Origin of the sequence: Halococcus thailandensis JCM 13552, from assembly GCF_000336715.1 — an archaeon.
Classification (GTDB): Archaea; Halobacteriota; Halobacteria; order Halobacteriales; family Halococcaceae; genus Halococcus; species Halococcus thailandensis.
Genome location: NZ_AOMF01000038.1, coordinates 1 through 1,807, shown reverse-complemented (window position 1 = coordinate 1,807; position 1,807 = coordinate 1). Strand labels below are relative to the sequence as shown.

Genomic DNA, 1,807 nt, shown 5'->3' with positions numbered 1-1,807 from the left:
AGAAATACCTCGGCTTCCTCGGACTGAAACTCAACTCACCGAACGACTGGTTCGAGAAACTGCTGTGTTACGATGTATCGGGATGAGCGCAGATCCTTTGGGGCGTTATCTATGGAATACCGCTGTCAGTTGAGCCAATGAAGGCGCTTGCTGGGCTCGCGATTGCGGGTTCAGTGTCGTACTCCGAGCTTGCGGTTGCTGGTATGGTTTTGGGAATTGTCTTAATCGCACTGGGTGCCTCTGGCGTGGTCACTGCCATTGAACGCTGGATCGGGAGACCAGTCGTACGTGGTGTGCAGCTCGCTGTAGCGCTCTTATTACTCGAAACCAGCGTTTCTCTCGCACTCGATGGACCACTCCTCGCCGGTGTCGGCATCGTGATTACTGTGGCTTTGTTCGCCCTTGGATATTACAAGGCGAGCGCGGGGGTTGTATTTGCCGTCGGCGGGGCGATTGCAATCAGTACAGCCGGGCCACCGGCTGTGTCGGTCCCCGGTCTTCCACCAACACCGCCGTTCGGGACTGGATTGACCCTCAGTACGCTTGATGGAATCGTCGCTCAACTCGCGGTAACTCTTGGAAATGCAGCAATCGCCACCTCGTTGCTGATTGCGGATTTGTTCGACCAGGATGTTTCAGCTGACCGATTAACTCGCAACATGGGACTGATGAACCTCACCGCGATTCCACTTGGTGGAATTCCGATGTGTCACGGGTGTGATGGCGTCGCCGCCGCTCACACGTTCGGCGCACGGACCGGCGGGGCGAACATTATTCAGGGTCTCGGGTTCATCATCGTCGCGTTGTTTGCAAGCGTGACTTTTGTGACTGCATTTCCTCTCCCAATACTGGGTATCTTGCTCGGAATCGTTGCACTGGAGCTCTCACGGGCCACCCATGAATCAAACTCGCCGTGGCTTACTGTTGGTGTCGGTGTTGTTGGAGCGACTGTCAACGTCGCGCTCGGACTCATTGCAGGAGCATTTGTCTATCGGTGGCTTCGGTAACTGCCGCTGCTGCGACAGCAATCGATGCGAACCCGTTCGCGTTCGTACTGGCGGTCCCGTTTGCTGCTTCGACCACGTTTCTCGGCCCCGTCGGTTACCAGACGAAGCTCTTCGTCTACGGTCCTGATGGGGACACATTCACGGATTACTTCAGAATTGAAGCCCCGCTTCAACTCCACCTGTCCGTGGTGTCGGTCGTGGGGATCGCATTCTTCTGGCCTCTAATCACAACGACGGACCGATTTACTCGGAGTGATCTTCAAGCGCCTGTTCCGGGTAGTGTCGAGCACCACAGTCAACGCACTCACCAATGCGTTTCATCGCGGACCCAGTTCCTGGATCACCGTCGACAGGCACTTCCACTGGAGTAATTTCGCCTCCACAGTTGGTGCACGGAAGATCGAATTCAGAGACCATGCCTACTATCCGCCACAAGCTCTAATTATATATAATTACCTCATCTCTCATCACACGGTGACTAATACAAAATGTGTAAGTTACTGAGAGCCAACGAAACCAAAGATGACTGCTTGATTGACAGCGCGAAAAATTAGCTACGAGTGAGCCCTCCGCAACGTGCGAATTGAATGAGTAGCTCAGTGTAGCTTCAACCGAGAACCTACAGGTATATGGTCTCTGGGCGCGTAACTACTGGAATGAGCGCGAAAAAATATCTCGTCGAACTCTCTGAAGAAGACCGCGATACGCTTGACTGGTTCATTTCTACCGGTGAACGGAAATCCGAGGACAACACGCGAGCACGGATTCTCCTGAAGGTAGATGACGGGCTCACTGATTCA

1 protein-coding gene and 1 pseudogene are annotated in these 1,807 nt (G+C 54.0%); both read left to right on the top strand.

The genetic code is table 11. The annotated features are described in order from the left end of the window. Nucleotides 1–92: 92 nt before the first annotated feature. On the top strand, nt 93–1,007 hold the full coding sequence (locus C451_RS02195; protein WP_275039310.1) for a putative sulfate/molybdate transporter: 915 nt from the start codon (nt 93–95) through the stop codon (nt 1,005–1,007). Continuing rightward, nucleotides 1,004–1,225, top strand: a pseudogene (locus C451_RS23470) (SLC13 family permease); the annotation flags it as partial. The gene C451_RS02195 and the pseudogene C451_RS23470, both read left to right, overlap by 4 nt. Nucleotides 1,226–1,807: the final 582 nt, after the last annotated feature.